23 protein-coding genes are annotated in these 24,902 nt (G+C 41.5%); 12 read left to right on the top strand and 11 right to left on the bottom strand.

The annotated features are described in order from the left end of the window. Positions 1 to 54 precede the first annotated feature (54 nt). Positions 55 to 1,326, top strand: a complete 1,272-nt coding sequence (locus V7K25_RS06005) for an MDR family MFS transporter (RefSeq protein WP_335155985.1) — start codon at positions 55 to 57, stop codon at positions 1,324 to 1,326. Positions 1,327 to 1,459: 133 nt separating this feature from the next. On the opposite strand, the gene hisIE is transcribed toward V7K25_RS06005, so the two are convergent. Together hisIE and V7K25_RS05995 are read right to left on the bottom strand one after the other, a co-directional pair. Beyond that, positions 1,460 to 2,110 carry a bifunctional phosphoribosyl-AMP cyclohydrolase/phosphoribosyl-ATP diphosphatase HisIE gene (gene hisIE / locus V7K25_RS06000; RefSeq protein ID WP_335155983.1) on the bottom strand — a complete coding sequence of 217 codons (651 nt, stop codon included), beginning with the start codon at positions 2,108 to 2,110 and terminating at the stop codon, positions 1,460 to 1,462. A gap of 101 nt (positions 2,111 to 2,211) precedes the next feature. Next, positions 2,212 to 2,400 carry a ChaB family protein gene (locus V7K25_RS05995; RefSeq protein WP_100899632.1) on the bottom strand — a complete coding sequence of 63 codons (189 nt, stop codon included), beginning with the start codon at positions 2,398 to 2,400 and terminating at the stop codon, positions 2,212 to 2,214. Positions 2,401 to 2,505: 105 nt separating this feature from the next. On the opposite strand from V7K25_RS05995, the gene hemL reads away from it, so the two are divergent. Further along, a complete protein-coding gene (gene hemL / locus V7K25_RS05990; RefSeq protein WP_335155981.1) occupies positions 2,506 to 3,804 on the top strand; it encodes a glutamate-1-semialdehyde 2,1-aminomutase in 1,299 nt (432 codons plus the stop codon). A 147-nt stretch (positions 3,805 to 3,951) separates the two neighbouring features. Here the strand turns inward: hemL and V7K25_RS05985 are convergent, their stop codons facing one another. Next, on the bottom strand, positions 3,952 to 4,785 hold the full coding sequence (locus tag V7K25_RS05985) for a fasciclin domain-containing protein (RefSeq protein WP_335155979.1): 834 nt from the start codon (positions 4,783 to 4,785) through the stop codon (positions 3,952 to 3,954). A gap of 731 nt (positions 4,786 to 5,516) precedes the next feature. On the opposite strand from V7K25_RS05985, the gene V7K25_RS05980 reads away from it, so the two are divergent. From V7K25_RS05980 to V7K25_RS05965, 4 genes are all read left to right on the top strand, one after another. Next, complete coding sequence (locus V7K25_RS05980) at positions 5,517 to 6,311, top strand: glutathione S-transferase family protein (RefSeq protein ID WP_229554567.1); 795 nt, start codon at positions 5,517 to 5,519, stop codon at positions 6,309 to 6,311. 95 nt (positions 6,312 to 6,406) lie between these two features. Then, on the top strand, positions 6,407 to 8,137 hold the full coding sequence (locus V7K25_RS05975) for an ATP-binding protein (RefSeq protein ID WP_335156011.1): 1,731 nt from the start codon (positions 6,407 to 6,409) through the stop codon (positions 8,135 to 8,137). A 608-nt stretch (positions 8,138 to 8,745) separates the two neighbouring features. Beyond that, the gene (locus V7K25_RS05970) at positions 8,746 to 9,729 is read left to right on the top strand and encodes an RNA polymerase sigma factor, RpoD/SigA family (protein WP_335155976.1); all 984 of its coding nucleotides are present in this window, start codon (positions 8,746 to 8,748) and stop codon (positions 9,727 to 9,729) included. 512 nt (positions 9,730 to 10,241) lie between these two features. Next, a complete protein-coding gene (locus tag V7K25_RS05965; RefSeq protein WP_335155974.1) occupies positions 10,242 to 10,943 on the top strand; it encodes a hypothetical protein in 702 nt (233 codons plus the stop codon). 8 nt (positions 10,944 to 10,951) lie between these two features. On the opposite strand, the gene cobO is transcribed toward V7K25_RS05965, so the two are convergent. Beyond that, positions 10,952 to 11,629, bottom strand: coding sequence for a cob(I)yrinic acid a,c-diamide adenosyltransferase (gene cobO, locus V7K25_RS05960; RefSeq protein WP_335155972.1), 678 nt, complete (start codon positions 11,627 to 11,629; stop codon positions 10,952 to 10,954). Between the two features lie 386 nt (positions 11,630 to 12,015). Beyond that, on the bottom strand, positions 12,016 to 13,284 hold the full coding sequence (locus tag V7K25_RS05955; protein WP_335155969.1) for a plasmid pRiA4b ORF-3 family protein: 1,269 nt from the start codon (positions 13,282 to 13,284) through the stop codon (positions 12,016 to 12,018). A gap of 186 nt (positions 13,285 to 13,470) precedes the next feature. Between V7K25_RS05955 and V7K25_RS05950 the strand changes: the two genes are divergently transcribed. After that, positions 13,471 to 14,007, top strand: a complete 537-nt coding sequence (locus V7K25_RS05950; protein ID WP_335155967.1) for a nucleotidyltransferase family protein — start codon at positions 13,471 to 13,473, stop codon at positions 14,005 to 14,007. 60 nt (positions 14,008 to 14,067) lie between these two features. Here V7K25_RS05950 and V7K25_RS05945 read toward each other — a convergent pair whose 3' ends face one another. Then, positions 14,068 to 14,520 (bottom strand): (2Fe-2S) ferredoxin domain-containing protein, encoded by a 453-nt coding sequence (locus tag V7K25_RS05945; protein WP_335155965.1) that lies wholly within the window; start codon positions 14,518 to 14,520, stop codon positions 14,068 to 14,070. A 181-nt stretch (positions 14,521 to 14,701) separates the two neighbouring features. Further along, positions 14,702 to 15,382 carry a GntR family transcriptional regulator gene (locus V7K25_RS05940; protein WP_335155963.1) on the bottom strand — a complete coding sequence of 227 codons (681 nt, stop codon included), beginning with the start codon at positions 15,380 to 15,382 and terminating at the stop codon, positions 14,702 to 14,704. Positions 15,383 to 15,471: 89 nt separating this feature from the next. On the opposite strand from V7K25_RS05940, the gene V7K25_RS05935 reads away from it, so the two are divergent. The 5 genes from V7K25_RS05935 to V7K25_RS05915 all read left to right on the top strand — a co-directional run bounded on the left by V7K25_RS05935 (position 15,472) and on the right by V7K25_RS05915 (position 20,340). Continuing rightward, entirely contained in the window at positions 15,472 to 17,094 is a 1,623-nt protein-coding gene (locus V7K25_RS05935) for a 2-isopropylmalate synthase (protein ID WP_335155961.1), read from the top strand. 372 nt (positions 17,095 to 17,466) lie between these two features. Continuing rightward, the gene (locus V7K25_RS05930; RefSeq protein WP_335155959.1) at positions 17,467 to 18,312 is read left to right on the top strand and encodes a class I SAM-dependent methyltransferase; all 846 of its coding nucleotides are present in this window, start codon (positions 17,467 to 17,469) and stop codon (positions 18,310 to 18,312) included. Between the two features lie 144 nt (positions 18,313 to 18,456). Beyond that, positions 18,457 to 18,873, top strand: coding sequence for a KTSC domain-containing protein (locus V7K25_RS05925; RefSeq protein ID WP_335155957.1), 417 nt, complete (start codon positions 18,457 to 18,459; stop codon positions 18,871 to 18,873). A gap of 445 nt (positions 18,874 to 19,318) precedes the next feature. After that, entirely contained in the window at positions 19,319 to 19,804 is a 486-nt protein-coding gene (locus V7K25_RS05920) for a molybdenum cofactor biosynthesis protein MoaE (protein ID WP_335155955.1), read from the top strand. 215 nt (positions 19,805 to 20,019) lie between these two features. After that, positions 20,020 to 20,340 (top strand): hypothetical protein, encoded by a 321-nt coding sequence (locus tag V7K25_RS05915; RefSeq protein WP_335155953.1) that lies wholly within the window; start codon positions 20,020 to 20,022, stop codon positions 20,338 to 20,340. A 34-nt stretch (positions 20,341 to 20,374) separates the two neighbouring features. Here V7K25_RS05915 and V7K25_RS05910 read toward each other — a convergent pair whose 3' ends face one another. From V7K25_RS05910 to V7K25_RS05895, 4 genes are all read right to left on the bottom strand, one after another. After that, positions 20,375 to 20,716: a DUF2103 domain-containing protein gene (locus tag V7K25_RS05910; protein WP_335155951.1), complete on the bottom strand. Its 342-nt coding sequence runs from the start codon at positions 20,714 to 20,716 to the stop codon at positions 20,375 to 20,377. Between the two features lie 5 nt (positions 20,717 to 20,721). Continuing rightward, positions 20,722 to 21,048 carry an ATP-dependent Clp protease adapter ClpS gene (gene clpS / locus V7K25_RS05905; RefSeq protein ID WP_335155949.1) on the bottom strand — a complete coding sequence of 109 codons (327 nt, stop codon included), beginning with the start codon at positions 21,046 to 21,048 and terminating at the stop codon, positions 20,722 to 20,724. A 271-nt stretch (positions 21,049 to 21,319) separates the two neighbouring features. Beyond that, positions 21,320 to 23,365: an FAD-dependent oxidoreductase gene (locus tag V7K25_RS05900; RefSeq protein ID WP_335155947.1), complete on the bottom strand. Its 2,046-nt coding sequence runs from the start codon at positions 23,363 to 23,365 to the stop codon at positions 21,320 to 21,322. A 224-nt stretch (positions 23,366 to 23,589) separates the two neighbouring features. Then, positions 23,590 to 24,900 carry a hypothetical protein gene (locus V7K25_RS05895; protein WP_335155945.1) on the bottom strand — a complete coding sequence of 437 codons (1,311 nt, stop codon included), beginning with the start codon at positions 24,898 to 24,900 and terminating at the stop codon, positions 23,590 to 23,592. Positions 24,901 to 24,902 lie beyond the last annotated feature (2 nt).

The following is a 24,902-nucleotide window of genomic DNA, read 5'->3' as shown; positions in this document are numbered from 1 at the left end:
ATAAGTGAGGAAAATAGCAGCCAATGATAAGAATTACAAAAATGTCATCAAGCCATGACATTTAAACTGATGAAATTAGCTTCGCAATCGCAGTTATCATCGTGGCTGCCTTCGATACATCCCCAGGTATGGATTTTTGCAATTGGTAGATTTCTATCGGAAGTTGGTACTGGCTGTACTCTGTTTTACGCCCCAATCTTTTTTGTAAATCAAGTTGGTTTATCTGCAACCAGCGTTGGGGTAGCCTTGGGTAGCGCTTCGATTTCCGGCGTTGTAGGGCGGATTGTAGGTGGTTCTTTGGCTGATTCTGAACACTGGGGACGCCGCCGCACTTTGTTGCTAGCCACGGCGATTTCCGCAATTGGTTCTCTAGTTTTAGCAGCTACCGATAATTTTACGATTTTGGTAATTGGTAGCTTAATTAGCGGTTTAGGGATAGGTTTCTATTGGCCTGCTGCTGAATCTGTTGTTGCTGACGCTAGCCAGATTGACAATCGCCGCGAAACTTTTGCGATCACTCGCCTAGCTGATAATCTTGGGTTAGCGATCGGAATTATGCTGGCTGGGTTTTTAATCTCGATCATTGGAAGTTATCGCTGGCTATTTGTCATTGATGCCATATCTTTTTTGGTGTTTTTTGGGGTTGTCTATGCAGGAATTAGTGAAACTGAACAACAGCAGGTAGAAGAATCTGAAAAGACAGAACTTTTTGCTTCTTGGATGGCAGTATTAAGCGATCGCCGTTTCCTGGTCTACATAGCAGTTAATATATTCTTTACAATCTATATTTCTCAAATCCACAGCACCCTGCCGCTTTTCTTCAAAAACTTTGTTATAAAAAGCACTACCGAAGGATTTGCTCAAACTACGATTAGCGTTCTATTTGCTTGGCATTTGGTATTCGCCATCATCTGCCAGTTGCCTGTAACTAGCATCTTAAAACGCTGCTCACACACGCTCGCGCTGACTGTTTCCGCTATTTTCTGGGCAATTGGTTTTGGCCTGATTTGGGTAAGCGGCACTGCCCCATCTGATAATCTGGTTTGGGCAATATTGGCATTAGGAGTATTTGCTGTGGCGATTGTCTCCTATACCCCATCTGCTGCTTCTTTAGTGACGGAGTTAGCCCCAGAAAATCAACGCGGCGTTTATTTTTCCATCAACGCTTTGTGCTGGGCTGTTGGCTCATTTATTGGTCATCCCTTGGGTGGATGGGCATTAGATCAACCACAAATTCTTACCAATAGTTACTGGCTATATTTTATCTTAAGTGTGGCGATCGCTGTGGCAATTTTACAGTATCTTAATCGAATTTTGTCTGAGTAGGGGCGCACATCTGTGCGCTTATTTAGGCAGGAGAGCCATCTCTGCAAGAAAGAATCGAAAAAGCCTCGCCTCTTTCCCCCTGCTCCCTGCTCCCTGCTCCCCTGCCTCTTTTGCCCCCTGCCCCCTTTCCTCCTCATTGGCGACGTTCTTGCAACTTCCGATATACAGATTTTAAATCAACTTGATGGTGAGCTAAGGCAACCAAAGTATGATATAGCAAATCAGCCACTTCACCTGCGATCGCATCTGCTTCATCATCCTTAAAAGCCATTACCACCTCGGCGGTTTCTTCACCAATCTTTTTCAATATTTTGTTATCGCCACCTGCAAATAGTTTACAGGTATAAGAACTTTCAGTAGGATTATCGCGGCGATCGCATATTATTTGAAACAATTGCGACAATGTATCCCCTGGTGGTGGGGCAATTTTCCCTTCTATTTGGTGAAAGCAACTGCGTTCTCCAGTATGGCAAGCAATATCTCCTAATTGCTCTACACCGATGAGCAACGCATCACTATCGCAGTCATAACGGATACTTTGCACTTTTTGGATATGTCCAGAAGTCGCCCCCTTATGCCATAACTCTTGCCGGGAACGACTCCAAAACCAAGTTTCTTCAGTTTCTAAAGTTTTTTGTAACGACTCCTGATTCATCCACGCCATCATCAGGACAGTACCATCCAAATAATCTTGGACAATTGCAGGTACTAGACCCCGTTCATCGTAGCGAATTTCCTCAACAGGGATAGCGTCATGCAGAGAGTGCGAATCGTTAGAAGACATACCAGCTAGTTTGCTCTAATGAGAATAATTCATGGATTCACGATACCATTCTCAATAGGGCAACTGGCATGTTTTTTTGAATTGAACTATTTTATCTAGCTCTAAACAAGAACATTCCGTTCCATAGCAGACTGCATCTTTACAGCACTTAAAGCGACTTTGTGAGCTTTTGAGGCTTCACCATACCAATGGATCGCCGAATTAAAAGCTGCTCGGTAAAGATCCTGGTATGCTTCAGATAATCGAGTTTGAATATCTAGAGGTAAGTCTTTATTCGAGTTGTATAACATATTATTATTTTTTGGTTCAGCTATTTATAGAGGATAGAAATTCTAAGTAGTTTTTGACACTATCCTAAGATAGAGCTTTTTATTGCCCACTGTTAGGAGAGAACCTTGGTAAATACCACAATTAAAACAACAAAATCACAAGAAATCTTCGCTGCTGCTCAAAACCTGATGCCCGGAGGAGTCAGTTCTCCAGTTCGTGCGTTTAAATCTGTGGGCGGACAACCCATCGTTTTTGACCGTGTTAAAGGTGCATATATTTGGGATGTAGATGGCAACCAATATATAGACTATGTAGGTACTTGGGGCCCAGCTATTTGCGGTCATGCTCATCCAGAAGTAATTGCAGCCTTGCATGAAGCTTTAGAAAAAGGCACGAGTTTCGGCGCTCCCTCAGTTCTAGAAAATGTTTTGGCAGAAATGGTCATTGATGCCGTTCCTAGCATCGAAATGGTTAGATTTGTCAACTCTGGAACTGAAGCCTGCATGGGAGTTTTGCGGCTGATGCGGGCTTTCACAAAACGAGATAAAATCATCAAGTTTGAAGGCTGCTACCACGGACACGCTGATACTTTTCTAGTGAAGGCGGGTTCTGGTGTCGCCACACTTGGCTTGCCAGACTCACCGGGAGTTCCGAAAGCGGCAACTAGCACCACTCTAACCGCGCCTTTTAACGACTTAGAATCTGTCAAAGCCTTGTTTGAAGAAAACCGCGACGAGATTGCTGGTGTCATTCTTGAGCCAGTTGTCGGCAATGCTGGATTTATTGCACCTGACGCTGGCTTCCTAGAAGGATTACGGGAACTGACTCACGAACATGGAGCGTTACTGGTATTTGACGAAGTGATGACAGGCTTCCGTATTGCTTACGGTGGCGCTCAAGAAAAATTTGGTGTGACTCCCGACTTAACAACTTTAGGTAAAGTAATTGGTGGTGGGTTGCCAGTAGGAGCTTATGGCGGTCGCCGAGATATTATGTCAATGGTTGCCCCCGCCGGCCCCGTATATCAAGCTGGGACTCTTTCTGGTAATCCTTTGGCGATGACTGCTGGTATTAAGACTTTAGAATTGTTGCAAAAGCCAGGTACTTACGAATATCTTGACCGGATTACTAAGAAGTTAGCAGATGGTTTGCTACAAATTGCCAAAGAAACTGGTCATGGGGTGTGCGGTGGTCAAATCAGCGCCATGTTTGGCTTATTTTTTACCTCTGGCCCAGTTCATAACTACGAAGATGCCAAAAAGTCTGATACAGCCAAATTCGGACGCTTCCATCGGGGTATGTTAGAGCGTGGTGTTTACTTAGCACCCTCTCAATTTGAAGCTGGGTTTACGTCTTTTGCTCACACTGAAGAAGATATTGAGCAGACTTTAGCAGTTGCACGGGATGTATTGTCTAGCCTTTGACAGTTTGCGACCTAAAAGTGCATAGTCTGTCAGCTTTGAATTGAGGGGTAAACAATTTCGTAGTAAGGACTTTAGTCCTTACTACAAACCCTCAAAACTAGCTTGACAGACTACTAATCTGCTCTAGATTGTACTCATATCTCAAAACTACAAGTCAGGAGGCAAAATTACCTGATCAATTGCATGGATTACACCATTAGTGGCTGTGATATCTGCCTGTGTCACTTTAGCATCATTGACAGTTACACCGGTCGCAGGATCAACTTTAACGTTGATTGCGCCACCTTCAAGGCTTTTAACTTCACCAGACTTTAAATCAGTGGACAATACCTTACCAGGTACTACATGGTAAGTTAAAATCTTGATCAATACTTCTTTGTTGGCTGGACTTAACAATTCTTGCAAAGCATCTTGTGGCAACTTGGCAAAAGCTGCATCAGTAGGTGCAAAAATGGTTAAGTTATCTTTGCCTTGCAAAGCTCCAGTCAATCCTGCGGCTTTCAAAGCCCTAGTTAAGGTTTTAAAAGAAGCGTTTGACTCTGCCAACCCTAATAAGTTTTTACCTTGATTACCGCTTGCTCCTGGCGCTGGTGGAGTTGTAGTAGGTGTCTGAGAGGGTTGAGTTCCTGGGGTAGCAGGTAGGGGGCGGGGTGGAACTTCACTAGGTGTAACACTACCACCACCACGGTTATAGGGTGGCTCGTTGAAAATACTTGGTCTGGGATTTGTTACAGTACCTTTCTGCGCTACTTGTTTAGGTTTGGTATTGCCCTTTTCTATTTTGGAAGCAGCTTGAACAGGTGTGTATTGAGCGTTTACTTGAAGACCTTGACCCCTATTATAAGGAGCTTCGTTGAAAATACTGGGGTTAGGATTTAGTGCCTGTTTAGCTTCAGATGGTAAAGTAATAATGAGGCTGAAACTACTAAATCCTGCTATGCCTGCTAACGCGATCAGCAATTTGCTGTAATTTGTCTTCATAAATTTTGTTTGTTTTTTGTCCACACCTTACATAAAGATTTATAACATTTTGCTATACACAAAATCTAACTTAAGAGGCAAGTAAAATTTTCCCCAGAAGAGTTTGTGCGGGTCAGGTAAAATATCAAACGTCGGCTTGCGCTGACAATTATGAAATATATTTAGCACATATTTTCTATAATGAGCATATTTTTTCTGACGCCAAAAAGAGTTAAAAAGCCTCACTGGCTATAGCGTCAACACTCTTCTATGTGTGAAAATTTTATATCTACAAGGTATGAGTTACAATAACTGTGAAAAATATTTTATTTAGAAGTCAAATTAGATACAATAGCATACGTAAAAGAATAGATGATTAAAAAATTCTGAATCCTATATAAATAAGGCTATATCTTTGAATTAACCATTAATTATTCAGCAAAAGCCCAGAAGAAATTAATTATCTAGATATCTTAACTTAGTCTAAACAGTGACGGAAATTAAAGTAACTGCTGAAGACCTACAACTGAGCGGTTAAGTTTATATATGTATGCTAAATTTAATTATTTAATTATTTGATATTTTAACCAGAAAATAATACTTTTTAATTCGATGATTTTGCTAAAAATCAGGCATAAGTTCAACCACAATCTCCATTAGATAGATAAAAAGCAAATAATGTAAAGAAAAATTACTTTAACTAAAGATACAATTGTAAACTTAAGAAGTTGACCAGTTATAAGGTATACAACATGCTGGAATTATACCAATGGGAACTATCTCAATACTCAGAGAAAGTGCGCCTAATTCTAGATTTTAAAGGACTAGATTACCGCAAAATAGAGGTTACGCCTGGGATTGGACAGGTAGAACTATTCCGGCTGACTGGTCAGAAACAAGTCCCGGTATTAAAGGATCGTAATAGATATATTGCGGATTCTACGGAAATAGCTAAGTATTTAGACTTAGAATATCCCGATCGCCCAATAATACCGCAAGATCCTAAAAAACGGGGTTTGACTTTATTAATAGAAGAATGGGCGGATGAGTCTATAGGCATAAAAGGTCGCAAAGCACTATTTGCAGCCATAAGTCAAGACCAAAATTTCCGCAAGTCTTTATTACCCACCTCAACACCAGATATATTTAAAAGTCTGGTTGGAGGCGTACCCACTGACTTACTGACAGTGCTAGGTTTTGGCGTAGGTTATAGTCCAGATATTATCCAGTCAGCGATCGCATCTTTAAAACAAGACTTGGAAGCGGTAACGTTATTATTGGCAGATAGTCCTTATTTAACAGGAGATGAGCCAACTTTAGCTGACTTGGCAGTAGCTGGATTATCGATATTGTTGAAATTCCCCTCTGGCCCCTATCTGGATTTACCAGCTTCTATTAGAGGTAAAGGATTACCAATATTTTCCGAGAATATAGATTATGAACCATTCTTTACCTGGCGCGATCGCCTTTACGCCCAATTCCGCAAACCATTAATCAGTACCACTCCACCAACAGGAAGTGCGCCAACTTCGATTCAGATTGACTAGGTAATTGGGACTGGAGATTGGGGATTGGTGACTCGGAGATAATAACTCAAGACAAATGACCAATGACCAATGACAAATGACAAATGACTAATCAAATGAATTCGGCACAGCCATTAGGTTCGGTCATTCAAGGTTCTCTAACTGAAGGTTTAGAAGTACGATTGCATCCTGACATTTCTGTGGAAGATATGCGAGTGGGTAAATTTCTCATTGTGCAAGGGATGCGATCGCGCTTTTTCTGTATGCTGACAGATGTAGCATTGGGGGCTGCTAATGCCCGAATTATTGCCAATCCCCCTAATTGGGAAGACACTTTTTTACGAGATGTTTTAGCCGGAAGTGGTACTTATGGTACTATCAACCTCGCGCCGATGTTGATGTTCACTCCCGAATCGGAAGAATCTTTCTCCCCAACAAACGGCAAATCGACAAATCCCTTCCTCCCATCGGTGACGGGTTTGGCTTCATTTGTGCCACAAACCAGTACTACAATGGAATTGTTACCTGTTAAAACTATTCCTAGCCACTTTAGCCAAGTTTATGATGCAAGTGTTGACGATTTTCGCCGGGTATTTGGTTGGGAAGATGACCCCCAAAGGCGTAATTTTTCCATAGGTAAACCTTTGGATATGGATGTGCCCGTTTGCATCGATTTAAACCGCTTCGTGGAACGGAGTAATGGGGTTTTTGGTAAATCTGGTACTGGTAAATCCTTTCTAACACGGTTACTTTTAGCTGGCGTTATCCGTAAAAATGCAGCAGTAAACTTGATTTTTGATATGCACTCTGAGTATGGCTGGGAAGCCGTTGCAGAAGGGAAGAACGTAAATACAGTTAAGGGTTTAAAGCAATTATTTCCTAGCAAGGTAGAAGTTTACACCCTCGACCCAGAATCGACAAAGCGCCGGGGTGTGCGTGATGCTCAAGAACTTTATTTGAGTTATGAGCAAATTGAAGTTGAAGATATTAAGTTATGTAGCCGAGATTTAGGACTCTCTGACGCAGCCTTGGATAACGCCAATATTCTCTATAGCGAGTTTGGCAAGTCTTGGATTGTCCAGTTGCTGAACATGACTAACGAAGAAATCGAAATGTTCTGCGACGAGAAGCGCGGACACAAAGGCTCGATTATGGCATTGCAGCGCAAGCTCTTGCGGATGGATAGCTTGAAGTATATGCGAGCGGTTTGCCCCCAGAATTATATTAGTAAAATTGTCCAGTGTCTGGAAGCTGGGAAGAATGTTGTGATAGAATTTGGTTCCCAGTCCAATATGCTCTCTTATATGTTGGTGACGAATATGATCACCCGACGTATTCACGAGCATTACGTCAAAAAAGCAGATAAATTCCTGCAAAGCAAGAACCCGAACGATCGCCCCACGCCATTGATGATTACTATTGAAGAGGCGCACCGTTTTCTTGACCCGGCTATCGTACAAAGTACTATCTTTGGGACTATCGCCAGAGAACTGCGAAAGTATTTCGTCACACTTTTGGTAGTTGATCAACGCCCATCGGGTATTGATAATGAAATTATGTCCCAGATTGGGACTCGAATTACCGCTTTGCTTAATGATGAAAAAGACATTGACGCGATTTTTACGGGTGTATCTGGTGGTGGCGGACTGCGATCGGTATTGGCAAAGTTAGACTCTAAGCAACAGGCTTTAATTTTGGGTCATGCTGTTCCTATGCCAGTAGTAGTACGTACCCGTCCTTACGACGCAACTTTTTACGAAGAAATTGGTGAACCAGCCTGGGAAGAAAAACCTGACGCAGAAGTATTCGCTGCTGCTGAACTAGCCAAAGCTGACCTGGGATTCTAGATAGTCATTTGTCAGTTGTCCTACCCTGCGGGTACTCCGTTGGAGAACTCGAAGAGTAGCCACTGGCGTGTCTATGTCCTTTGCAAATGACCAATGACCAATGACTAATTCGTAACATCCCTCCATTATCGCAGGAAATTAAGTTCGGTTATCCGGCTAGTTTTGGGCAACAGAAGAGAGGTTTTTGGCGTCACTATAGATATAGTCAGTAATTTCAAGGAAGTTTATTTTTTTTTGCAAATCGGCAATTTTGAATTATAATTAAAGATTTTATCTTAAAGTACTTTACTATTTGCCTGATTTATCGTACTATAAAGTAAATGGAACTCATACCGACTTCGGATTTCCAGTTGCTATTAGTAACTGCCTAAAAGAAAAATTCTCCAAAACAACCAGCCTGCTTATATAGAAATTGAAAATTTAAGAGATTGAAAATTTAGGGAAGGTAGGGGAACCTATCATTGGGAGTTTAGGTCTGAAAAACGGCTAGATCAATTGAAAATCACTTTTGATAGCTCCCGATATTTCGTGATAGATGTACTACCTTTCTCCATCGATTGTAGTAAGAAAATATACATTGTGTTTACGGAGTAGAGGATAACACATCAATGCCTACTGTCAACACCCAAACGGAAAACCTCAATACCAGATTCACGGCTGATATGGTGCGAACCTATCTGCGAGAAATTGGTCGTGTACCACTGCTAACCCGTGAACAAGAGATTGTCTATGGGAAGCAGGTGCAACAAATGATGAAGTTCATCGACGCCAAAGAAGCTTTAGCGAAGAAACTGCACCGCGAACCGGATATGTCAGAATGGGCTGACCACGTTCAACAATCGGAAACCGAGATCCAACAAACGGTGGCGCAAGGTAAACGGGCAAAGCAAAAAATGATCGAAGCGAATTTGCGCTTGGTCGTTGCTATTGCTAAAAAGTACCAAAAGCGGAATATGGAGTTTCTGGATTTAATCCAGGAAGGAACACTAGGATTAGAGCGGGGTGTAGAGAAATTTGACCCAATGAGAGGTTATAAGTTCTCAACCTATGCTTACTGGTGGATTCGCCAAGCGATTACCCGGGCGATCGCTCAACAAGGCCGCACCATTCGGTTACCGATCCACATTACCGAAAAACTGAATAAAATCAAAAAAGTGCAGCGCGAGTTGGCTCAAACCTTGGGGCGATCGCCTACTCCAGCCGAAATTGCTAAAGAACTGGAAATAGAACCTGCTCAGATCCGCGAGTACCTGAACATGGCGCGTCAACCAGTATCTTTGGATGTTAAAGTTGGCGATAACCAGGATACTGAGTTGCAAGAAATGCTCGAAGATGACGGCCCATCACCAGAGTATTACACCAACCAGGAATTCTTACGCCAAGACTTGAACAACCTGCTAGCAGAACTAACTCCGCAACAGCGACAAGTTTTAGCCCTGCGCTTTGGTTTAGAAGATGGTAACGAAATGTCATTGGCGAAAGTGGGTGAGAGATTGAATCTCAGCCGTGAACGCGTCCGCCAGTTAGAGCATCAAGCTTTGGCTCATCTGCGTCGCCGTCGTGCCAATGTCCAAGAATACGTTGCTAGTTAAAATGAGAGACGCGAAATGCCGCGTCTTTCCACCACCTTGGTGATACGCCTCCTGAATTCAGGGGGCTATTTTTTTATGCTGATAACCCAATTACACTTGGGTTAAGCATTTTCTCTGTGTCCTCTGCTCCTCTGCGGTTGTCAAAAAATGAGGGGGCGCACATCTGTGCGCGCCTACGGGGATATATCTGATAAAAAACTTACAATATTTTTCTCACCTAAAAAATCTCAAAGGCAAGATGTCAAAAAATTGAACGTTAATTGAGAAGGTTTAATTTGTGATTAACCTCACCCAATGGCATGAATCGAATCTATTGGATGAAGAATAAAGACTCTAAGTGATGGTAATCTAAGCTTGTTGAGCTGAATTAAATAAAAACTTTAGTTTTTGACAGTTTTCTTTTTTGGACAATAGTAATATAAGTTGTAAACAAAGTCTTTGATAATTAAGACTTAGTGATAATCTAAGTAAATTATAAAAAACTTAGTTCATTTTTTAACAGGAGAAGTAGGGTGCTTAATAACCTTCATCAGTTCTTATCTCCCCGTCAATGGGGAATTTCCATCGCAGGCTTAGGCTTACTTCTCGGTTTGGGCTTTATAGCCAAGCAGACTCAAGTAGTACCATTTACAAATTCTCCATTATCATCGGCTCAAATTCAGAAAACCAGCGAAAACTCTCTTTTGTCGCAACTAAGGAGAGTTCGAGAGCAGAGAAGTCAACTCAACGCGGCTTCTGGAGATAGAGGGTTTTTTGCCCATAAGAGCGGAAAAACATTACCTACAACTACAGCGTTGGTTCCAGATTCTCAAGGAGCTACAAAAGACGCTGGAGTTTTACCAAAAGCGAATTTTCCTGTAAAAGATGGAATTTACCTCTATGGTCAATCCCCAAAATCAAACCAGCTTGGTCAAGGTTACATCATATTTCAAAAGGAACAGGATAAGGTAACGGGTGCATTGTTTATGCCCCACTCAGAGTTTAATTGTTTTCAGGGTACACTCAACCCATCAGGAGAGTTGGCGATGACGGTTAATAGTTCGTCCAATGAAGCCAGTTCTCCTCAGTCGAATCAGGTAGCTGCAAGCAATAGACTACCTCAAGTGAGTGAAGATGAGTTAAGCAGTTATCCTTACTCGCTGGCTCTCCAAGATTTTTATCATTTAAGTTCTATCACTGCTAGCGATCGCCGCACGTTGCAAATGTGCAAGTAATCTTCAATTTAATACTCAATTCCTGGTTGCGCTTTCACACCTTGATCGCGAAAAGGGTGCTTAACTAGGGTCATTTCGGTTACAAGGTCAGCACGCTCTATTATTGCAGCAGGTGCGCCTCTACCTGTAAGAATAACGTGCTTATCGGCTGGTTTTTCCGCCAAACCGGCTAAAACATCGTCTACTTCTAAGTAAGACATTTTCAGCGCGATATTGATTTCATCTAACAACACCATGTGAAAGTCTGGGTTGCGAATATATTCTAATGATTTCTCCCACGCGGCGCTAGCTTTATCGAGATCGCGATCGCGGTCTTGAGTTTCCCAGGTAAAGCCTTCGCCCATTGCGTTAAATTCTAACTGGTCTTCCCAATTACTGAAAATCCTTTTTTCTGAAGGTTCCCAGCTACCTTTGATAAATTGAACGATCGCTACTTTATACCCGTGGCCTAGCGATCGTAACACCATCCCCAAAGCCGCAGTGGTTTTACCTTTACCATTACCAGTATTTACAATAATTAATCCTTTTTCAGGTACAGCTTGTGCTATGCGTTTATCCTGCACTTCTTTGCGTCGCTGCATCTTTTTGCGATACTGTTCATCAGTCATAGACGAAGACATGACTTCATCAATCAAGCGCCCAATCTCTTTGTCTGGGTTTAATTCTTCTGGTGTATCGTTTTTCATCAATTTTGTGTGCAAATAACTGTTAAAAGTTTCGAGAAGGAACTGAAATTCAGTTTATTCTTTGATTTTACTTAAATTACATAATTGAATATGTCCAGTAATATTTTACGGGAAAATATTGATACCGTGTTAATTTGTTTAACATCATTAGCAGACAACTAAGTAAAACTCTATGATATACAAACTAAGGTTATAATTTGAGTTCAATATTACTATTTTAAAAAATTTAATAGGTTTATTAAATCATTTTAGTAAGAAAATTTTATCTTTTATTTCTACAGGTCAGTTGGTTAGGATAAAAATTATCATTACATCATTTGTTTAGAAAGTTACATTAGTTTTACCAACGGTACTATTGTAGGAATCGAGTTACTAAAATAGTACAATTACTTTCCCTCGTTCTCGTCATCTTCATCCTCACTCCAATATTGTTCAGGTGCATTTCCGTGAACTTCTAAAATCTTTGGTTTTTTGATTTTATTATCAGGCTGATTAATTGCTTCTAACTGCACGTCAAATTTCCAGTTATCACCAAAATCATAAAGATAGGTCATTTTAGCACCTGGTTCTAGAGACAAATCACCAATCTGTACTTGGTCAGCAAATGGGGGTGTTTCCATGTAGGGATGACCTATTTTAATTGTGCGACCAAAACGGTCTTTATAACTAAACTCATATAGATGGTCGTAGTCAAAATCAAAAGCATCAAGAATTGTTTCTGCTAGCCAGCTTAATGTTTTTTTTGCTGGTATGGCAATGAGTCTCCAAGCGTGAGAAACAGACACTTTAAAAATATAAATTCCATCGGTGAATCCTTGCTGTGGAACAAATAAATTATGCTCCCATTCTGGAAAAAATGGTTGTAAATGTGACTGCAATCTTCCAAAATTCACATTTATATTATCCTGTAATTCTCCTCGTATCCCTAGCGGAAATAATAATTGTAACAGAGCATGCCCAAAAGGCAAGCGTTGTAAACTGGTAATACGCCACCCCTTGCCTTCTTGCGGTTTTCCCTGCTGGATAGATAACAATCCAAATAACTCTAACAGAGCAACGTTATGCAAACCAGGGTAATAACTAATATTGTGTTGGTCTTCATATTTAGGAAATTTTAACCCTTTATCTGGGACACGGGGCCAAAGTTGAATACATCTAAATAAATTCCCAAATGAGTCTTGATGCTCACCCAAAATTTCGTTATTTCCCCAAATCAACCAGGCTTCTAATAAATTGAAATAGCGTTCTGTTGAATTAAGATTTGACCATGATTCCAAGGTAGCTGTGTCTAATACTAAAATTTGCTTCTTACCTTGGGATCTAATTTGGGCTATCCCAGAACTGCGTAATAACAGATATAGTCCATTAATGTAGGGGTATGATTTCTGTACAGGGCGTTTGAGTTTAGTTTCAATTGGGTGACTTAACCGAGAATTAACTTCTGATAGTACTTTCAGGGGTAAAAGGTTATTAACACTACTAACTTCCACTCCATTTGGTTGCAAGAAATCTATTAGGATTTGAAAGTCATGCAGAATCGTACCAGGTTGATTTTCATCAATGCTGAGTTCTTGTAGAAGTTGTTGTTGTGACTCTGTTAAGGAAGGCAGTTCAGGATTGAATGTGCGTTCTAGCCGCGCAAATAAATCTTCCATAAATAAAAGTTATAATTTCACAATTTAACCTTCCGTAAAATCCTGTTCTCTATACTATGACTTCAGCTGTTACCCTAATAAATTTTGACTTGCCAAGTATCACAGTAGGTCTATCAAGACCGTAAGCTTAATGAGATGTGAATAATAATATTTTCACCTTCTAGTTAATCATCCCAGGAATTTGATATGAATAGTAACACTCGTCTACAGATGATTTTAGCTGATACACCTATTAATACAGTATTAAGAGCGATCGCTCAACTAAATTTACCTAACTGGTGGTTAGCCGGCGGTGCAGTCCGAAACACCGTTTGGTCTTCAATTTTTGGCAATGAGTGTAAATTAGGTATTAAAGATTTTGATATTGCATTCTTTGATATAGAGGGAAACCGTTCTCAAGAACTAGCAGCAAAGGCGACTCTCACAGAACAATTTCCTCATGAACAGTTTGATGTAAAAAATCAAGCTAGTTTTGCTCGTTGGCGGCTTGGTAGCAGACCCTACACTAGTACGGAGGATGGCATCACAGATTGGCTGCACACTGCTACTGCTGTAGGAGTTCGGCTAGATGCACAAAACCAATGGCAATTTTTTACTCCCTATGGGTTAGATGACCTGTTTGATGGCATTATTCGACCTACGCCAGCACATACTCATAACCAAGATGCCCACAATAAGGCAGCTACATTCTTGCAAAAGTGTCCCTATCTGCGGTTGGCGTAAAAGTTACAGTCGGCTTCTCCAAAAAGAAGCTTTAGCTTATGAGTTAGCAGGAAAATTTTATCAGTCTCTACATTCTTTATTCTGTTTGATGTATGAATAAAGAAGTTCGCGATCGCTGTGAGGATTTACAATTAAGCATGGGCTATTTCCGCCACTTCTATTACTGACAATAACGACAGTAATACCGGATTTTGGACAAATCCCTAAACAACTAGTGCTAACAACCCGAAATTCTCCCCATAATCCCTCAAATTTTAAACGAGATTTTAACCAATTCTCTAAGTCTTCGGAAGATGTTGAGCTTTTGCTAGTTGGATGAAAACTATTTGAGCGCTCGTTTGCACATTGTGAACACACAAGCACCAAACCAGATTCCCATCGGGGAGAAACACTAGGAATAGAAGTTTCTAAGGGGCGAGAATTTATTAAGGGCGATGTCTGCTGAGAATTGGATGCAAACCTCTTGAAGATACGTTGGAGCAATCTTTTAATCCGTTGAATCAGTTTTTTCATGGACGATCCTATTTATTTCTCTGAACAACTTAAAAAGACCTCTCCCTGGTTTTACGTAGTAAAACCGTCCCTCTTAGAAGCGGAGAGGGATAAACTTGAACTTTAATAGAGGTTTGTTGAACAGGATAGTGGGAATTTCCGGTTTAGTCTGTTCTAGTAGATCATCTAGTTTCAAGAAGAATCAGCGTTTCTGAGCAATTTGCTGCAAGTATGTAATTAACTGTTCTCCTGCGGTGTCAATGTGTCGTTTCAGTAACCTGACAGCAGCTTTTGTATCCTGCTTTTGACAAGCATCTAAAAGTTGATAGTGTTCTTTTTGCGATCGCTCTTGATAATCCATCTGCGCTAATTGTACGCGGACATAGCGATCGCAATTAACATGTAAAGTTTTAATCATCCCCAACAACCGGGGACGTTCAGCAGTGGCGTACAGCGTCGCATGAAATTCCCAGTTGAGTTTTGCCAACATACCTGCATCAGTTGCTTTATCTGTCGCTGACAAAATTACAGCAGCTTTTTCTATATCTGTTTCCTTGAACTTGGGTATTGCCAACTGCATCGCTTTCACTTCTAAGGCGCTACGAATTTCACAGATTTCTTGCGCCTCTTGCGCTGTCAACACCGATACGATCGCACCACGATTTAAATGCAGTGTTACCAATCCTTCTGCTTCTAGCTGCTTCAAGGCTTCACGCACAGGAATCCGACTAACTCCAAACTGAGTGGCGATTTCATCCTGTCTCAGGGATTGTCCTTCCTGAAAAATGCCGCGCAGAATCGCTTCCCGCAAAGCATCGGCAATTAAATCTGGGGTACTGCGTTGTTGTTGCAACACATTTGCTGCCAAGTCATTTAAGTTCATATTTTATATTGTATACAAAATACGAAAGATTGTATACAATATCCAAAGTAAGTTTTTCAAACATCCCTTCAATACCACGGGAGACAATTATGAGCATCGCATCTCAACCAGACCGAGTTATCATCTTCGACACCACGCTACGGGATGGCGAACAGTCGCCGGGCGCAACCCTCAATGTAGAAGAAAAGCTGGCGATCGCTCATCAACTAGCTCTCCTTGGTGTCGATGTAATTGAAGCCGGTTTTGCCATTGCTAGTCCGGGAGATTTTCAAGCTGTTAAAACTATTGCTGAACAAGTCGGAATACCCGGTGGGCCAATTATTTGTAGTTTAGCTAGAGCCATACGCCAAGATATTCACGTCGCCGCCGAAGCCTTGAAGGGCGCGGCTCGTCCGAGAATCCACACGATGATTTCTACTTCTGATATTCACCTGAAATATCAGTTGAAAAAGTCTCGCAGCGAAGTATTAGCGATCGCATCAGAAATGGTTGCTTATGCCAAGTCGTTTGTAGACGATGTAGAATTTTCACCGATGGATGCTAGCCGCACTGAGCCAGAGTTTCTTTATGAAGTTTTGGAGATGGCGATCGCAGCAGGTGCAACTACAATCAACATTCCTGATACCGTTGGTTACTGCACACCCAAAGAAATCGGAAATTTGATTCAGGGAATTCGAGAACATGTTTCTAATATCGATGGGGTGATTCTTTCAATTCACACTCAAAATGATTTGGGTTTGGCGACAGCTAACGCTTTGGCAGCAATTGAATATGGTGTGCGTCAGGTGGAGTGTACCATTAATGGCATTGGGGAACGAGCCGGGAATGCTGCATTGGAAGAGATTGTAATGGCGTTGCAGGTTCGCAAACCATTTTTCAATCCTTACTTTGGCCGTCCGGTTGAAGCCGATACACCCCTGACTAATATTAAGACTCAAGAGATTTACAAAACCTCATCCTTGGTTTCCCAATTAACCGGAATGCTGATTCAGCCCAATAAAGCGATCGTGGGAGCAAACGCTTTTGCCCATGAGTCTGGTATTCACCAAGATGGGATTATCAAACACCGCGAAACTTATGAAATTATGGAAGCTGCTGCGATTGGTTTGCCAGAAAATCGCATTGTTTTGGGCAAGCACTCTGGACGAAATGCTTTTCGTACCAGGCTCAAGGAATTGGGGTTTGAATTGAACGAGACAGACTTAAACAAAGCCTTCAATCGATTCAAAGATGTTGCCGATAAGAAGAAAGAAATCTCAGATTGGGATTTAGAAGCGATCGTTCGAGATGAAACGCAGATTCAAGTAGAAAGTGGCTTCCAAATCGAACATGTCCAGGTAATCTGCGGTGACTGCACTTGCCCAACTGCAACTATTACAATTGTCACTCCTGAAGGCAAAATCCTCACAGATGCGAGTGTAGGCACTGGCCCAGTGGATGCAGTGTATCAAGCAATCAATCAATTGGTACAGATTCCCAATCAACTAATTGAATTTTCCGTCCAATCTGTGACTGGAGGAATTGATGCACTAGGAACCGTCACAGTTCGCTTGAAACATCAAGAGCGGATATTCTCTGGACAAGCATCTGATACTGATATCGTGGTAGCCGCAGCTTACGCTCATATCAACGCCCTGAATCGTCTTTATCGTTACTTGCAAACTGAGAAATCCGAGTTTCATGAGATAAAGTCTACTGTTGTGTCTGGGTAGATCAGATGCGTTGCTAAATACAGGCATGAATCATTGATGTAGAGACGTAAAATTTTACGTCTCTACAACGGTTTTGGTTGCACAAGTAAGTACAGTTTTACATAAAATCTTAGCGCATTGGCATTGCAGAGGAATGCATTGGCATTGCAGAGGAATGCATTAACATTGCAGAGCAATGCATTGGCATTGCAAAGGGATGCATTGGCATTGCAGAGCGACGCATTAACATTGCAAAGGGATGCATTGGCATTGTAGAGCGACGCATTAACATTGCAAAGGGATGCATTGATATGTTCTTTACCTCTTGGAATACTGATTAGTGTTTTAGCATTATGTAAATGTAAGACAAAAAACACTGTTTGCAAAAGAATTATGAATGAACAATTAGAGTTGAATAAATACAAGCAACAGATTGCCGATTTATACAGTCGCAGAGGCGAAACTTATGATGAGGGCGATTGGCATCCTCGAATTGCTCATCGTCTGGTTGAACATGCACACATTAGCCAAGGACAGCATGTTTTAGACATTGCAACTGGGACAGGTATGGTAGCGATTGAAGCAGCACAGCTTGTAGGTTTTGCAGGTCGAGTTGTTGGAGTGGATATTTCAACTGGGATGCTTGAGCAGGCAAAACGCAAGATTGAGGCGTTAGGGCTGAATAATATTGAGTTTATACTCGCGGATGCCGAGAAACTGAACTTTCCAGACAACAGTTTCGATGTTGTCTTATGTTCCTCAGCCCTGATTTGGATGGCTGACATTCCCAAGACATTACGCCTTTGGCATCAATTGCTTAAACCTGGTGGGCTAATCGGCTTTCATGCATTCGCAGACACCGCTTTTGTGGGTGGGGTAACTGTGCAAAAAGTCGCCCAAAAATATGGTGTTTCACTTGCATTAAGTAAACCAACAGGTACTATTGAAAAGTGCCATGACCTACTAAAAACAGCAGGCTTTGAGGCGATTGAAATTAAGTCTGAGCAAGATGGTAGCTATATTAGGCTAGATAGCCTAGAACAGGCAAAGGGGATGTGGTTTGGAGGTTCTCATCCAGTACCTGGGCAATTTCCAAATCCCATGAAGCAACTCTCATCTGGGCAACTGGAAGAAGTCAAGGCGGAATTTGAAGCAGAATTGGCAACATTAGTTACGGAACAAGGCATTTGGAACGATGTCACAATTTTTTATACCTTTGGTCGCAAGCCAATAGGCTAATACAGTTGAGATCAGTAAATTCTCTTTTGGTAGAAAAAACTTGACAGTAAAATGCCTTTAGTAGTATATTTGTACTATTAAAATACTTGCGTGTTGCATAAAGCTTTAAACACCCGACTACGCCAACAAGAGAGTACAAAATAAATGAAGCTATCTAAGGTAGACTTGAGCAGTTTAGTTGCGATCGCTCACTCTGATGGATATTTGCAGTTGTTGCTAGATCGAGGCGACGAACTAGAGTTTTTGGAAATTCCAGCGCCAGTACAAGCTTATGAAGGATTGCAAGAACTGAACGAGGCGATAGCCCAAACGCCTGCACTACCCTTTGAAGAAGAACCAATTGCTATGTTACCAGTTAGTTCATCAATGGCGATCGCTGTAGGCTACGATCGCGACGAACACATTTTGCAAGTTGAGTTTCAAAATGGAGGTGTTTATCAGTACTTAGGCGTAGACGAGGATACTTGGTCAGATTTCCATGCCTCTGACTCAATTGGCAGCTTTTTCAATCAAGAGATTAAAGGTAGATATGACTGCGATCGTCTAGATAATGCAGATTAGACTATTTACTAATAACTGCTAATTTAAATAACCGACCAAGCATATAGCTTGATGATTTTAATTATACTAATATGTCTTAAGAAGGATGGACAAGAATTTTGCTAATTTTAAGTAAATTTTTAGAAGATTTACAGTCTTATAATTTTTTGTTAACAGATAAAATTACTTCCGCTTAGATTAAGTAAGCGGTAATATATGCAACTAATGTCACGAGGAGTGTAGCTCAGATAAACGATAAGCGCTCGCTATAGGGCGTTGCTGAATTGAAGTATGAATCCTTGTAGAGACGTAGCACTGCTACGTCTCTACAAGGATTTTGGTATTATGCAAAATCATTTTCATACATGGAATCAGCAACGCCCGCTATAGCAAGAGCAATTAAACATACACCAGCAGTGTTTTGTTCAGGGACAATAGAAAAAGCCCACATAATACGATCGCAGTTATGACAACTACACTTACCTCTGCTGTTAAACCAAGAGCCGAAGATAGTTTTGCCATTAGCTTTGCACCATTGTCTCTTGAAGAAATCTATGCCTTGTCTAACGATCCAGCTAACGGTGCTGTGGTTATTATGAGTGGCGTAGTTCGCAATCAAACTGATGGTAAACCTGTAATTGCTCTAGAGTATCAAGCTTACGAACCTATGGCATTGCGGATATTTTATCAAATTGCTGCTGATATTCGCTTATCTACGCCTGATGTGAATCGGGTAGTGATTCATCATCGCACTGGACGTTTGCAAGTTGGAGAAATTAGTGTTTTAGTCGCAGTAGGTTGTCCTCATCGGAGCGAGGCATTTGAAGCTTGCCAGTATGCTATTGATACCCTCAAACATAATGCCCCCATTTGGAAAAAAGAACATTGGGAAGATGGTTCTAGCCGTTGGGTAAGTATTGCTGCTTGCGAAACATCAGGAGACATTTGTTAAATAATTCGTAATTCGTAATTCGTAATGATGCTCCTACGTCGCTAACGTAATTAAGTTTTGCAAAGATAAATATTTACATTTGCAAAACAACAATTTATGTTGCATTTGTTTACAGAAAAGGCATGACTCTATTGAGGTTTGTAAATAATTTGTATTTCTAGAAGGAATATTCCTTTAGACTGATCTTCAACAGACAAAAGTGGGGACAAACACAAATGCATTCGTTAAATATATTTTGTCACGAATTTGTAGTTGCTGTTTCCTTTGTAGCTTGCATTATTGGGCTGGTATTACTGTGGGACAGTAAGCAGCAAAAAAATGATGTAGAAGAAACAGAGCGGATTTTATTTAGAATGAGCTTTACTTACTGGCTAGTTTACTGTGTAGCCTTTGGTATAGAAAAAATAGTTTTACCCGACTGGGAATCTGTACTCATGACCTTGAGAATAACTACGGCTCTGTCATATTTCTTAACTTTTTCTTGCATTGTTAGTCTGCCACTACACAAATTTGCAGTCCACCGTGTTGAAGAATAGTTATAGGGCATGGGGAATTGGGAATTGGGCATGATTATTTCATAGCGATCGCTAATGCCGTTTCCAATTCTGACTGCGCCAAAGGGGTTAGAATAAAGACCTCTTGTACAGTCTTCCCCTGCCGTGCAATTACTTTATAGCCGCCGCGAATCGGTACTGAAACGCGCAATTGCATTTTCGGGCAATGGCCTTTTGCCCGCCCAATCACTCCGGGCGTCACAGTTTGGATGTTGTCCTGCTGACAAAGACGTTCTAAAATGGGGATGAGACCATCAAGGTGGGTCGAGTGATTCCAAACCAGTCTGCCAGCTTTTTGCGTTCGCGTAGCGTCTCGTAGAGAAGCCGATCGGAGGGAATCTGCGGTGGGTTTGCCCATGATAATTAAGCTGCTTCTAGAGGTGCCATTGTCAAACCTGCTCGTTGCAGTTGCTGGTGATAGAGTTCCGCAGGTTCTTGGGGCCCGACCCAGACGATCGCTTGACCTTCATAGTGTACCTGATTAGTTAGATCCCATGCGCGATCGCCAGTCATCCCTGGAATATATTTCATCAAACATTCACTCACATGTTGAAATGTATTAAAATCATCGTTTAATACAATAACTTTGTAATTCGGATAAGTCTTACGGGTAACTTGATTAGACCGTTCAGGAGCTTTAGTTGGTGCTGTGGCCATCCCGTAAACATCTGCTGAAAGTGTCATAACCATAGAACAATTAAGCAAGATAATTTTACAAAACTACACTACAAACAGCTAGTTTAGTCTATTGTCAGTTGTCATTCGTCATTTTTCCGTTGTCCGTTGCCCTTAACAAATGACCAATGACCAATGATATCGTGTCCGGCTAAAGACTTATCATTAAGACTGCAAGGGGGCAGGGGGCAGGGGGCTTTTCTGATTTTTGCACAGATTGGGTAATCAAAAGTGATTAACCGGACTTGATATGACAAATGACAAATGACAAATGACCAATGACTATCTACCGCCAATTATCCCAGTTTTCGTTAAAAATGGATGTATCTGGGAAGGCTGTGGGGTTGCCATTTTGTTCCAAAAGCCGTTTAAGTGCTTCCAGTTGTGGCTCTTGTTTGGGTAAGTCATCGACTAGTTGGTAGGGTGCGATCGCATTTTTCAGGGCAAAACTAGCAACAGTTCCCGCAGCTGCGCCAGATGACCATTCAAAGGAATGGACTCGATAAGCAGCAGCAGCAATATGACTACTAGCAATGCTTTTGCCTCCTACCAGCAAATTATCAATTTTCTGGGGAATCATTGCCCTGAGAGCAATTTGGAAGGGATAAGCTTGTCCTGCACCACGCCTTTCACCTGGACGTTCTGTATTACCAGGAGCTTCTGGGGGACTATTCACCATACAAGGATGGAAATCTATAGCATAGTGACCAATACCCACAGCATCAGGGAAGATAGTAGAACGAGTCCGTCGCATTGCTTTTTCTGGTGAGACTTTACCTTCAATTACTGATACTGCTTCCAAACCTGCAAGTGCTGCTCGTAGCCTCCGATACATATCTGCTGGCAGAGTCTGGGAGTAATATTTATCGTTGTAATCTCGGCGAGAAATATCAATTTCCCAAATACCAAAGCCACCAGGTTGTCCCCAACTAGGGCGGCCAATGATGCGCCGTGCTTCGCGCATATAAGGATATTTCGATAAGCCATGTACTGTTCCCATCGGAGAATTTAGCCCGGAAACAAAGCGGTTATTGCTTTGCAGCTGCTTTATACCCTCCCCCAACTTGGAATCTGTAGTCCCAGCTACCAACCAATAATAGAAAGAGAGGGCATTTTCCTCAGCTTTACGGAGAGTTTCTGTTCGTAGCCCCCCCATCCAACCACCTGGTTTTAACTGCCCAGTACTTTCTAACTGTTGGCGACTGTAAATCAGGTTATCTTGGGCTGTTCCGGGGCGGTAGTCGTTACCCCAAGTCCAGTTTTGCATGGAGATGTCCCCTGGTGTAGGAGCAGTAAAACTTACACCACCGAATTTTTCTGGTTTTCCTTTCTTTGGACTCAAAATGCGACGATAGGTGAAAACTAAGTCAAAGTTAGCTAGTCGGGTTAATTCATAGCTAAAATATGGGGCGTATTGTGAATAAAATGCTGGCATCGTCTGCGGTTGCGGTTCTTTAGTTGCCTCCATTGCAAAGGTGTAGGTAAAGCCTTGAGGACAATAAGGATCGTTATTGGTACTGGACGCAGAAGGTTCTAGGTAAGAAAGGGCATCAATACCCAATCGGTAGGGGACATCAGCAAGGGCGATAATTTCTCCAGTTTCGCTCGCGTCTACGACATACCATTTAGGAGCATCCCCTTTATCTGTTTTGGGAATATCTGTCTTGGGAAGGAAACGGATAATAGTTTTGGTAAATCGAGATGAGTTTTCGTAGCTATAAGAATCTTCAATACTTTGAGATAAAGTAAAGGTATTGAGGGGTGGTGCGCCTTTTGCTGGTTGATGTTGAATAGCGATCGCACTATTAATTATTTTGCCATCAGCAGCGATTTCCAAATCCTTAATTACCGTGTTGGGAAACCATTGCAATTTCCCTTTGCCTTGCTTCTCGGCATCTTTGAGCATCTGGACTAAAATGTTGTGAGCATCGCGGGGAAGAAAGCAGGCTTCACTTACCCAACAGTCACCGGGGTTAAGTGTACCGTATTTGCGCCCAATGCGCTTTCGCAATTCTAGGTAGCCGCGAGAATAGAATTTGAGAGCACGCTGAGTTGGGCGTTCGTCTAACGCAGATGTCCCTTGAGAAGAAATTTGTCCTCCCAGCCAGTCAGTAATTTCTGTGAGACAAACCGTTCGTCCTGCTAGTAACCCCTCGTAAGCTGTGGCGGCACCAGATAGTCCACCACCCACAACTAAAATCTCGCAATTGACAGTTTTATCTGGGCTTCTCGGTACTGTAGCGATCGCCACATCAAATGCAACTAAGCTAGATATTAAATTAAGACTGATCAGCGATGTCAAACTAAAAGCTACTTTGTGTCTACCTTTCATGGTTAAAGAAACCCCTTCAACTTCTGTTCCATTTTGTAGACGGTAGCATCTAGCAAATGTTTAACTCAAGCAATTCTTTACAAGGTAATCTACGTGATATGGTGGGGAATAAAGTTTTTCAAGCGAATAGCACGCTCGACCAGGTGAAAATCTTAAGAAAATAAGTGTGAGTAACTTGTTGAATTTCTCACTTAATCCAAGTCTTGAACATGAGCAGCATTCAGCTATTCAATTGTCAAAGTCTCGTTTAGCTTAAGCAGCCATTGATAACATGGCTCATCAATTGGGGCAATGTCCCTGCGTTGCTGCGCTAAAGATTCTGTGTAAGCTATGAGCCAAGAAGAAGCAAGTTCTTGCTCAGTTGTGGCCTCTTCTGCCAATGTACGAGCAAACTGTAGCTCTACCCATTCCTTAAAAGTAACTATTTCCAGGGATATCCCAAATATTTCTTCAATTTCATTACATCTAAGCATCAGTTCATCAATTCGTTCAGCTTCAAGACTTGTAACGAAACCAGCCTTTCTAAGGGCGGGATGTACTTCCAATTTTTCTGATAATTCCTCAATCTCATCTCGCAAGTATGACTTACCATACTTAGCATCCCAAGCTTCCACAATTTGCCTATCCTCTAAAAGTTCAATATCGCCAACATTGCCATGCTTCTTATTGGCTGAACGCATTTGCGAAAGTGGTTTTAGCAACCTGTGGGGAAAAACTTGGTATTCTTGCATAGCCTGCATTAAGCTATGCATAGCTATCTCCATTAAACGAGCCGCATAATCAGATTGATTAATGTGACGCAGTATCAGACTTAATGAAATGCCTTTATCAAAAACTGTTGCTCCCAGAAATAAGGTGAGAGTCTCAATAGTTTGTAAAGCTAATCTTCTAAAGTTATCTGCTTGATTGAGTAGTTGCGAAAGAAGATAGCGCAGTGCTATTTCAGAAACTACTTCGTCTTTCTCAATTGCCTCAACAAGACTTACCCACTCAGAACGTGCGCCTCTCATGTTGGCTTTATATACAGATGAATACGGGTAATTTTCTGCTAAACTGCGTGTCATCATGAAACCATCCGCATTCAATCTCAGTAGTTCATATTTTCGTAACACAGGTGTAATGTATTGCTTATCGAGAGAACGCATAGAAATACCATCACACCAAGAAAAGTCTCTTGTCGCCGTACTACCTTTGTGTAACCTAATACTCTGCTCTGGCTCAATTGCCTTAACGCACAACTGTAGAATTGACAAACCTACTAATGCTCTACCAACTTCGCTGGTCACTGACTGTACAAGTCTATCTAAAATATATTTATGCGTTTGGTTCAAGATCAAAAAATCAAGATTCGATGAATAATCTCTGCAAAATAAAATCTGTTTTTCCAAGTAACCTGTAGATAGCTCTACCGCTATTTTCTTGTACCGTATCTTTGCAGCCTGATTCATTCCTCCTTCTTGAAAGTATTGAATTGTTCCATCAGGTAAAACCAACTCACTTCTGTTTGTATAGACTCTCAGGTGTAGCTCATTCATGA

The organism is Nostoc sp., from assembly GCF_036919495.1.
In the GTDB taxonomy this organism is placed as follows: domain Bacteria; phylum Cyanobacteriota; class Cyanobacteriia; order Cyanobacteriales; family Nostocaceae; genus Nostoc.
Note: the sequence above shows the minus strand (reverse complement) of the source record. Positions and strands in the feature narration are given on the sequence as shown.

Excerpts from the sequence above, each read along its gene's own strand:
- V7K25_RS05910 (WP_335155951.1), bottom strand. The coding sequence starts at position 20,716 with ATGGGCAAACCCACCGCAGATTCCCTCCGATCGGCTTCTCTACGAGAC.
- V7K25_RS05915 (WP_335155953.1), top strand. The coding sequence starts at position 20,020 with ATGCATTCGTTAAATATATTTTGTCACGAATTTGTAGTTGCTGTTTCC.
- clpS (WP_335155949.1), bottom strand. The coding sequence starts at position 21,048 with ATGGTTATGACACTTTCAGCAGATGTTTACGGGATGGCCACAGCACCA.
- V7K25_RS06005 (WP_335155985.1), top strand. The coding sequence starts at position 55 with ATGACATTTAAACTGATGAAATTAGCTTCGCAATCGCAGTTATCATCG.
- hisIE (WP_335155983.1), bottom strand. The coding sequence starts at position 2,110 with ATGTCTTCTAACGATTCGCACTCTCTGCATGACGCTATCCCTGTTGAG.
- V7K25_RS05925 (WP_335155957.1), top strand. The coding sequence starts at position 18,457 with ATGAAGCTATCTAAGGTAGACTTGAGCAGTTTAGTTGCGATCGCTCAC.
- V7K25_RS05980 (WP_229554567.1), top strand. The coding sequence starts at position 5,517 with ATGCTGGAATTATACCAATGGGAACTATCTCAATACTCAGAGAAAGTG.
- V7K25_RS05945 (WP_335155965.1), bottom strand. The coding sequence starts at position 14,520 with ATGAAAAAACTGATTCAACGGATTAAAAGATTGCTCCAACGTATCTTC.
- V7K25_RS05985 (WP_335155979.1), bottom strand. The coding sequence starts at position 4,785 with ATGAAGACAAATTACAGCAAATTGCTGATCGCGTTAGCAGGCATAGCA.
- V7K25_RS05930 (WP_335155959.1), top strand. The coding sequence starts at position 17,467 with ATGAATGAACAATTAGAGTTGAATAAATACAAGCAACAGATTGCCGAT.
- V7K25_RS05900 (WP_335155947.1), bottom strand. The coding sequence starts at position 23,365 with ATGAAAGGTAGACACAAAGTAGCTTTTAGTTTGACATCGCTGATCAGT.
- V7K25_RS05970 (WP_335155976.1), top strand. The coding sequence starts at position 8,746 with ATGCCTACTGTCAACACCCAAACGGAAAACCTCAATACCAGATTCACG.
- V7K25_RS05920 (WP_335155955.1), top strand. The coding sequence starts at position 19,319 with ATGACAACTACACTTACCTCTGCTGTTAAACCAAGAGCCGAAGATAGT.
- V7K25_RS05995 (WP_100899632.1), bottom strand. The coding sequence starts at position 2,400 with ATGTTATACAACTCGAATAAAGACTTACCTCTAGATATTCAAACTCGA.
- V7K25_RS05895 (WP_335155945.1), bottom strand. The coding sequence starts at position 24,900 with ATGAATGAGCTACACCTGAGAGTCTATACAAACAGAAGTGAGTTGGTT.
- V7K25_RS05940 (WP_335155963.1), bottom strand. The coding sequence starts at position 15,382 with ATGAACTTAAATGACTTGGCAGCAAATGTGTTGCAACAACAACGCAGT.
- V7K25_RS05955 (WP_335155969.1), bottom strand. The coding sequence starts at position 13,284 with ATGGAAGATTTATTTGCGCGGCTAGAACGCACATTCAATCCTGAACTG.
- V7K25_RS05935 (WP_335155961.1), top strand. The coding sequence starts at position 15,472 with ATGAGCATCGCATCTCAACCAGACCGAGTTATCATCTTCGACACCACG.
- cobO (WP_335155972.1), bottom strand. The coding sequence starts at position 11,629 with ATGAAAAACGATACACCAGAAGAATTAAACCCAGACAAAGAGATTGGG.
- V7K25_RS05950 (WP_335155967.1), top strand. The coding sequence starts at position 13,471 with ATGAATAGTAACACTCGTCTACAGATGATTTTAGCTGATACACCTATT.
- V7K25_RS05975 (WP_335156011.1), top strand. The coding sequence starts at position 6,407 with ATGAATTCGGCACAGCCATTAGGTTCGGTCATTCAAGGTTCTCTAACT.